A 6,942-nucleotide genomic window follows, 5' to 3' on the forward strand; every position below is an offset into this window, starting at 1 on the left:
TTCCACGTGGTGACGGTCTTGCGGCTGACCCCATGCAATTTGGCAAATTCGGACTGGTTCATCTGTTACCCTTGTGTTACCTGTTACCCAAATTTCAAAAGTTCATCGCTAATGAAAACGATTTGTTATTTTCTGGGTTGGATTATTTAGCGCCGAGACTCTTTGCGAAATTAATCGCTGATTCTAAAGAGCCACGTTTGACGATTTTTTTATGTTGGTACTTATTTGCAGAGGGATAAAAAAGCACTTTCCCTTGTGGGGTATTAAAATGCACGGTTCCGTTATTATCTATAGAATATGGAATATCAATTGACGGATATTTATCTCTGTTTTTGGAGTGTCGTTCCTCCTTGCGTTTTTTCACTTCCTGTCTTAACGCATTAAACACTTCCCCCATGTCGCCCATAATTACTCCTTTTTCTGAGTCAGAGAAATAAGCGCTTTTGCGTGGAGTTCGGCGGATTCACGGTCGAGGTGGATTAGGCCGCGTTCTAGTGAATGAATATCAGTGTCGCAGTCAGTCCAGCGCTCTTCAAGCGAATAATCATAATTTCCGAAAATACTATATACCCGTGGTAGGAAATATACGGTTCCTTCCTCCAGCGGCTCCCTCACTGGTTCAGAAATATCCATATCCCCGATTTTGATAGTGCGGGGTTTTAGGCGATATTTAGTATCTTGATAAAACATCCCTGAACCATCGCAGCTCCACCATTTATCATCATGTCTATTAAGCCACTGAAAATACTCCCACGGCTTATCAGTAATATGAGACAATCTAGCGTACTCAGATATTAAATCCGCGTGAATGTGTTTAGGCATTGTTATTCTCCTTATTAGCTTCGATAGTTTTATCCCAGTCCAAAGAATATCCCTTGTATCTGGTTGGGGTTATATACATACCCGTAGGAGGTAACATGTGCAATTTTCCTGTTCTTTCCATTCTGCAATCATAAGTACCGTCATTGAAAATATCTTCAACTACCCCAACATCACCATTCAACAAGATAACCATGTAACCAATTTCAAGTTTTGGATAATTATCTCTAATTAGGTCTTTTTTTAATCCATTTAATTCGTTCTCTGTTATATTTGTAATATCAGACATATCTGGAAAGCATGGCATATTAGGTAATATAAGCATTATTTTCTCTCCCGTTCTTTCATCATTGCTTCCGCTATTTTGTAAGCTGCGCGGGCAGTATGTATTTCATAACCATCAAGACCATCTAAAGCAGGTGCGGCACTAGTTGTTATCATTGCAAGCATAGCTTGAGCCGCAAAATAATCCCTCAATGTCATATCATCCGGTTTATTTTGTGGCATTATTTCGTTGGATAATCCTAGTGACTCGACCAAATTTTTAACGTTATCCTGCCCTCCGGCAGTCACCAATCCTTTATATTGGATTTTGTTTTTTGTTGGATAGTAAATAACCTTACCTTGCTTAGTTTGTACCGTTATCGTTCCACAGGTATCAATGGTGTGATTAATGCCTAGTGCATTGAGTTGCCTAGATGATTCAGAAACGAGTTGCTGTTTTTTATCACTCAGCATCATCATTCTCCTGTCGGTGGTTCGGGAAATGACATCCAGTGAGTTATTTCATAGTCATCGTCATACAACCATGTATCAGAGCCTATATATGCAACACGCGCCCAAACTAAACCTTCTGCGTCATCGTCATACACTCTGACATAGCAATCCCAAAAAAAATGGCCGTCATAAAACCAGCCACCAAAAACTGGTGTATCTAAATCAGGCAACCTGTCAGAACATTTAATCCACTGTATATTTTTTATGGTCTCCTCATAATGATTTAGAATAAATCCTTCCATTTCTTTATCAGATTCATCACTCATTACACTCTCCTATTAATTCAGGTAATAAAAAGCCCCGCATGGGCGAGGCTGGTGTTTATTATTTTTTCTCTATTTGTTTTCTAATCAGATTGATAATTTCCTGAGTCTTGTCGAGAGAGAATAATAATGATTCTTCATCGTCACATGTTAATGATGAGGTATCCCCGTGATCAATAAATTCAAATGCCGTAATGTCTTCATTTGCAGTCTCAATCCACATTCGTAAATGTAATTCCATGCATTCCTCCTATCAACTCACCACAGCTCACTCGGAAATGAGCTGGAGTTAGTTTCATTTACGACAATAATTATTTATTACTGAGTTTATTTAACAAGATATAAGCTGGAATTCTGCTGTTTTTCCGTAGTAGAAACTTCACCATTGCCGTCAATAGTAGTCATAAAGAAGTGATGGTCAAAGGTAAATGCCCGCATCTCATCGAGTGGCAGATGTAGTTGATTAAGGATGTCCAGACGCTTTACTCCACTATTGCGGAATGAGGTAAATATTTTATCAAGGATCATAGATTTTTCACGCGTTTCCATTCCTTCCGGCTCGGTCGTTCTAAATCCTCGTCTGCTGAGTTCTATATATAATTGGCGATAATGCCATTCTGTGGAAAGGCCAACATCCAGTGTGCGTCGCACGAGCGCCGCAAGGGAAACCTTCCAGTGTTTTTTTAGTTGAATCAGATGATCTAACGATGGCATTCTTGGTACTGTTGCTAAAACGCTACTCTCGGGCATTAAAAATGCAGAGGCAAATCGGTCTGCTTCTATTTCAGCTTCCCGCCCGTTATTACTTGCATGTTTATGAAGTACTAAATGGCCTAACTCATGGGCAGCATCAAAACGGCTGCGCTCCGGGGTTTTCATTGTGTTGAGTAAAACAAAGGGTTTTTCATCCATCCAAAAAGAAAACGCATCAACTTCAAGGCAATTTTCTGCCAAGGAAAAAACTTTAATGCCATTCACTTCAAGTAAGTGAATAATATTTGAAATAGAAAGTTCACCGATCCCCCAGTGCTCTCTTACTATTCGGGCTGCATCTTCCGGTGAGCAGTAATTGTCAAAGCTACAGTCAGGAATATTAGGACGAGGAAGTTTGAAGCCATACTCCATCCATGATGATAACTCCTGAACTAATTTACCTGCGCTTATAGCAGCATTGCGTTTTTGAGCGCTAAGCTTTGTCATGGCTCGAAAACTTACAGCGTCATCTTTTAATGTAGGGATCTCTTCAGAGCTAAAAAACGCTAAGGGATACCCAAGAACGGCAGCTATTTTTTCCATGCTATCACTGGCTATGGGTTCAGATATGCCGGATTTCTCATAAGTGGATATCGTCCTGCTTGTTAATCCCGCTTGCTCAGCAAGGGCTTTTTGAGTCAGCCCTCTGCGTTCCCTAGCAAGACGTAAGCGCTCTGCATTAAACATGATTTATATCTAGCCTGTTTTTAAAATATCAATCTCAATTTCAGATGTGAACTGAGGTTCATTATCCTGTTTAATGACAGGATCTGTCGGTGCTGTATTCAGGATTAGTCGTGTAGAAAACCCATTAACTACGTTTTTTTGGTTATAAGTGGTAGGTTGGGAAAATTCAGCCCTCATTCCCCATTGGTATTCATCGATTTGATAAACGTAATGAAGAAGACACCACACATCTAAACCTAACTGAGTAGACAAGGCCTCATCATTATCGTGAGATGAAAAATCCAAATCCATTTGTTTATTTTGAAATTCAAAGGAGTACGCTGTGGGGTTACTTGCATAAGAAAGCCCCAGAATTTCACGGGTAAATTTTCCTTTCTTCGTGCGGGATTCAGGATAGGCGTTTACCAACCCAGTCTTGTCATTCCCGCTACAAATATAAATAGCTATCCTGTCGTTAACGGTTAATTCAACGTTTTTCAAGGAGCGTCGTTTAAAGCCCTTCTTGGAAAGAATATCTCGAGAGGCGCGTATTGCACCTTGATAAAAGTAAGTGCCACCCGCTGTTACTGCATTATTTTTGGTTACAGACAATCTAAAACTCATTGCTTGTCGAAGGATCTCATTCAAGTCTTCCTGAGCCAGTCCCAAGACTGCTAAACGAGCATTAACTATGTCAACGTCGGTGTGAGTGATCGGTGTTGCTAAATTCTGTGTAGGGTGCATAGGTTATCCTTATCTTATTTTCTATTTTTTATACCTCATTTGAGGTCAAAAAACAAGAAAATCACTATGCAATCACTTGTCATATCCTCTCACACCCTCGCAGTAACATTCCCCGCCCCCAGTCTGCGGCGGGATTTGGTTGAGTAGAGAGCGACTTCACTCATGCAGCAATTATCAAAACTGGGTGTTGGATCTTGCTGTTCGTCACTCTCTTTAACTTGAACAATCAGATTGGCTATTACATTAGCGCTGTCGTTTTGTTTGCGCTTGAGTGTTAATACCCTACGTGGCTCAGTTTCTACCCCGAATGCCTGATCGATGATATTTTCCAATGCTTTTAATTCAGACTGGCGAATGTGCTCTTCTAAACGGTGATGAGTCACTAGATCGCCACGTTCCAGATAGCGGCACATTTTGGAACTCAACCGACCGCCTTTAGGTAGAATAGTGATACTTTCCATTTGGTTATCCCCATTAGTAAGTTTTGGGGCGCAGTTAATGAACTGGAAAGCCGTTCGAAAATTAACCGCGTCGCTAAAAGATACGCGCAAAATTTCCTGCGACTCTCTGTGTCTATCCTTAGACTCTGCTAACCACGCCCCAAAAATCACTTTGGGTAGGGACTCTCCACAAGGGCGGAGCATTCATTGTAGGTACTACGGTTTAACTTGATTCTTTTGGCGCTTCTTATCGAATCATCCAGTTATTCATATGCCACTGGCGGCTACTTCGTGGGCGTCCTGCCTGTTCGATGGTTAGAATATACAAGCATTACTTTATAAAAACAAGCATTACTTGTTTTAAATGGCGACAGATATCCTTGTTTTCTTTTTATTTACTTGTTTTAAAAGTGAATTTATTTTTCTAGATTTTATCTAGATATGATTTTGTCGATTTTTTGAGAGAAAAAAATAAGCCACCAGAGAAGGTGGCCGATTGAATTCAAGCTGTTATTACAACTTATTAAGCTAAAAGCACAGAGTACCAAAATACTTTACCGATAATATTCATTTTTTCTTCATCGGCTATTTCATCTTCATATTCATCGCGATTGTAACTTCTGATAAGAATTTTTCCCGCTGGACGGCGGTAAAGAACTTTCAACCTCTTAAGTCCATCTTGTTCAATGGCGTAAACTGCACCATCAATGATACGTTTATTGTTTATATCGACTGCTACCGTAGTGCCATCTGGAATCATCGGCTCCATGCTGTTGCCCTTAGCAGGAAAGCAGAGTACAGATGAACCATCGGTACTAATACCAATGCGCCTCAGTGTTGCTTTTGAAAAGCGCAGCTTATAACCATGATAATCATCATTGATGCATCTGCCACTTCCACAGGCAAATTCAATATCTTTCAGGAACGGCACTTCAACCTCGCCACTATCTAGTGGTGTATTGCTATCCCATGAAGCTACAGGTATCCATTCACTCTCTGGTGGAATCTGCTCCTCCCTTTTTTGAGACTCTGCATTAACACCGAATAACAGCCAATTTACATCAACACTAAGCACGTGTGCCAATGCAGTCAACCTAGCTTTTTTGGGCTCGGTACTGGATTCCCATTGCTGGACTGATTGCGGAGTTACGCTGAGCTTATCAGCTAATTCAGCCTGGGTAAGTTTGTTTGCAAGCCTAGCTTGCTTAATTCGTGCATGCATAGTTTTCATGTCTCAAATATACAAGCAGAGCTTCTATCTTTCTAACAAGTATGACTTTACTTTTTAAAGCATCTCTTGTATTTTTATTTACAACCATTAGTGAAAAAGGAAAATTCATATGAACATACTGGAAGTAACGATCCAAAAAGCTGGAGGCGTTCCTGCGTTAGCCAGAATGTTGAATGTTAGAGATCAAGCCATCAGGCAGTGGATTAAAAAAGGTTATATTCCTCCTGCGAGATATGCACAAATCCATGAGCAACTAGGCATCTCTTTAACAGAACTAGTTAAAAACAAGTAATTCACTCTGCTTTTTACAATGAATGCTCCGCCCTTGTGGAGAGTCCCTATCAATCAACTCCATTGTTGGTAGGCTAAATCATAACTAACCCGAAATAATCGGGGCAGTTCTTATCAATTTGCACACCGATCTTTTCGGTACGCAAATCTGCATATCGATATTTTAATGCTCAAATTATAACCATCATCTATCTCAGGATAGACGATATCTATCGTTTATATATTAACCAAAGCTAAACATTAGGAATACTACCAAATGGAAGTTGCAAAAACTCGCAATACTCGCATTACGTGTAAAGCTCAAGCGCTGGAAACATTTTGGTTCAAATCAGCTGCGGAAACGGGAAACAGCCCATTAGCTAAAGAAATGGGGATTCACCCAACGGGATTGAGCCGGGAAAAAGCTCGCATAGTAAAACTGGCTAGCAGATTGGTTGTGAAGCTGGGATTGCCAGAGGGGGCGGCTGAGTTATCTGAATCTGATAACAAACCCGTTGTAGTCATTGAAGGCGAACACGCTGAAAGGCTGATTCAAGCGCTGGAACGTAAGGGAAAGATAAAAAGAAAAACCTCGAAGGCGGCTACCAACGAGGCTTCTGAAATGCAACTTGAGCTGTCGATTTAACGACACGAGGTATGCAAGCCCCTCAAAACAACATTTCACAGAGGTAATTATACATGAAAACCAAATTTAATCACACTGCTGTGCATAAAAATAACATGCGCGATAGGTTAGCTCGCTCCGTCACCGAGGATGGCGCTAAAAAACTGCGTGATGCTCTGGAGGATGCCAAATTACGGCTGGCGCACCGCGAGGAACTGACCGGAGGGACACGCCATGAGTAACGTTGCATATGTGGATTTTGGATCGCGAGCGTCTTCAAGGAGTGCATGGATGGAAAACCAAAAACAGGGGCACTTTGCACTGTTCAGAAGTCTTCTGTCCAGTGGATGGGCT

General features: G+C 40.9%; 13 protein-coding genes. 3 read left to right on the forward strand and 10 right to left on the reverse strand.

The window, feature by feature from the left end:
- Nucleotides 1-142: 142 nt before the first annotated feature.
- The 10 genes from PSI23_RS19625 to PSI23_RS19670 form a co-directional block, all read right to left on the reverse strand.
- Nucleotides 143-406, reverse strand: a complete 264-nt coding sequence (locus tag PSI23_RS19625; protein ID WP_273556656.1) for a hypothetical protein — start codon at nucleotides 404-406, stop codon at nucleotides 143-145.
- 2 nt (nucleotides 407-408) lie between these two features.
- Complete coding sequence (locus PSI23_RS19630; protein WP_273556657.1) at nucleotides 409-822, reverse strand: hypothetical protein; 414 nt, start codon at nucleotides 820-822, stop codon at nucleotides 409-411.
- Nucleotides 815-1,144, reverse strand: coding sequence for a hypothetical protein (locus PSI23_RS19635; RefSeq protein ID WP_273556658.1), 330 nt, complete (start codon nucleotides 1,142-1,144; stop codon nucleotides 815-817). The genes PSI23_RS19630 and PSI23_RS19635 overlap by 8 nt, the downstream gene beginning before the upstream one ends.
- Nucleotides 1,144-1,557, reverse strand: a complete 414-nt coding sequence (locus PSI23_RS19640; protein WP_273556659.1) for a hypothetical protein — start codon at nucleotides 1,555-1,557, stop codon at nucleotides 1,144-1,146. The genes PSI23_RS19635 and PSI23_RS19640 overlap by 1 nt, the downstream gene beginning before the upstream one ends.
- A 2-nt stretch (nucleotides 1,558-1,559) precedes the next feature.
- Nucleotides 1,560-1,862: a DUF551 domain-containing protein gene (locus tag PSI23_RS19645; protein WP_273556660.1), complete on the reverse strand. Its 303-nt coding sequence runs from the start codon at nucleotides 1,860-1,862 to the stop codon at nucleotides 1,560-1,562.
- A gap of 58 nt (nucleotides 1,863-1,920) precedes the next feature.
- Nucleotides 1,921-2,100, reverse strand: a complete 180-nt coding sequence (locus tag PSI23_RS19650) for a hypothetical protein (protein ID WP_273556661.1) — start codon at nucleotides 2,098-2,100, stop codon at nucleotides 1,921-1,923.
- An 86-nt stretch (nucleotides 2,101-2,186) separates the two neighbouring features.
- Nucleotides 2,187-3,299 carry a helix-turn-helix domain-containing protein gene (locus PSI23_RS19655; protein WP_273556662.1) on the reverse strand — a complete coding sequence of 371 codons (1,113 nt, stop codon included), beginning with the start codon at nucleotides 3,297-3,299 and terminating at the stop codon, nucleotides 2,187-2,189.
- Between the two features lie 9 nt (nucleotides 3,300-3,308).
- Nucleotides 3,309-4,022, reverse strand: coding sequence for a hypothetical protein (locus tag PSI23_RS19660; RefSeq protein ID WP_273556663.1), 714 nt, complete (start codon nucleotides 4,020-4,022; stop codon nucleotides 3,309-3,311).
- An 89-nt stretch (nucleotides 4,023-4,111) separates the two neighbouring features.
- Nucleotides 4,112-4,483, reverse strand: a complete 372-nt coding sequence (locus tag PSI23_RS19665; protein ID WP_273556664.1) for a transcriptional antitermination N peptide — start codon at nucleotides 4,481-4,483, stop codon at nucleotides 4,112-4,114.
- 502 nt (nucleotides 4,484-4,985) lie between these two features.
- Entirely contained in the window at nucleotides 4,986-5,693 is a 708-nt protein-coding gene (locus PSI23_RS19670; RefSeq protein ID WP_273556665.1) for an XRE family transcriptional regulator, read from the reverse strand.
- Nucleotides 5,694-5,802: 109 nt separating this feature from the next.
- Between PSI23_RS19670 and PSI23_RS19675 the strand changes: the two genes are divergently transcribed.
- From PSI23_RS19675 to PSI23_RS19685, 3 genes are all read left to right on the forward strand, one after another.
- Nucleotides 5,803-5,985, forward strand: a complete 183-nt coding sequence (locus tag PSI23_RS19675) for a YdaS family helix-turn-helix protein (RefSeq protein WP_273556666.1) — start codon at nucleotides 5,803-5,805, stop codon at nucleotides 5,983-5,985.
- A 255-nt stretch (nucleotides 5,986-6,240) separates the two neighbouring features.
- Nucleotides 6,241-6,609 (forward strand): hypothetical protein, encoded by a 369-nt coding sequence (locus tag PSI23_RS19680; protein ID WP_273556667.1) that lies wholly within the window; start codon nucleotides 6,241-6,243, stop codon nucleotides 6,607-6,609.
- A gap of 53 nt (nucleotides 6,610-6,662) precedes the next feature.
- Nucleotides 6,663-6,830, forward strand: a complete 168-nt coding sequence (locus PSI23_RS19685) for a hypothetical protein (RefSeq protein ID WP_273556668.1) — start codon at nucleotides 6,663-6,665, stop codon at nucleotides 6,828-6,830.
- Nucleotides 6,831-6,942: the final 112 nt, after the last annotated feature.

The sequence above is a fragment of the Xenorhabdus yunnanensis genome (assembly GCF_028598805.1).
In the GTDB taxonomy this organism is placed as follows: Bacteria; Pseudomonadota; Gammaproteobacteria; order Enterobacterales; family Enterobacteriaceae; genus Xenorhabdus; species Xenorhabdus yunnanensis.

Bases quoted from the DNA above. Each gene is read 5' to 3' on its own strand.
- PSI23_RS19685 (WP_273556668.1), top strand. From the start codon at position 6,663: ATGAAAACCAAATTTAATCACACTGCTGTGCATAAAAATAACATGCGC.
- PSI23_RS19640 (WP_273556659.1), bottom strand. From the start codon at position 1,557: ATGCTGAGTGATAAAAAACAGCAACTCGTTTCTGAATCATCTAGGCAA.
- PSI23_RS19645 (WP_273556660.1), bottom strand. From the start codon at position 1,862: ATGAGTGATGAATCTGATAAAGAAATGGAAGGATTTATTCTAAATCAT.
- PSI23_RS19625 (WP_273556656.1), bottom strand. From the start codon at position 406: ATGGGCGACATGGGGGAAGTGTTTAATGCGTTAAGACAGGAAGTGAAA.
- PSI23_RS19665 (WP_273556664.1), bottom strand. From the start codon at position 4,483: ATGGAAAGTATCACTATTCTACCTAAAGGCGGTCGGTTGAGTTCCAAA.
- PSI23_RS19675 (WP_273556666.1), top strand. From the start codon at position 5,803: ATGAACATACTGGAAGTAACGATCCAAAAAGCTGGAGGCGTTCCTGCG.
- PSI23_RS19635 (WP_273556658.1), bottom strand. From the start codon at position 1,144: ATGCTTATATTACCTAATATGCCATGCTTTCCAGATATGTCTGATATT.
- PSI23_RS19660 (WP_273556663.1), bottom strand. From the start codon at position 4,022: ATGCACCCTACACAGAATTTAGCAACACCGATCACTCACACCGACGTT.
- PSI23_RS19650 (WP_273556661.1), bottom strand. From the start codon at position 2,100: ATGGAATTACATTTACGAATGTGGATTGAGACTGCAAATGAAGACATT.
- PSI23_RS19630 (WP_273556657.1), bottom strand. From the start codon at position 822: ATGCCTAAACACATTCACGCGGATTTAATATCTGAGTACGCTAGATTG.
- PSI23_RS19655 (WP_273556662.1), bottom strand. From the start codon at position 3,299: ATGTTTAATGCAGAGCGCTTACGTCTTGCTAGGGAACGCAGAGGGCTG.
- PSI23_RS19680 (WP_273556667.1), top strand. From the start codon at position 6,241: ATGGAAGTTGCAAAAACTCGCAATACTCGCATTACGTGTAAAGCTCAA.
- PSI23_RS19670 (WP_273556665.1), bottom strand. From the start codon at position 5,693: ATGAAAACTATGCATGCACGAATTAAGCAAGCTAGGCTTGCAAACAAA.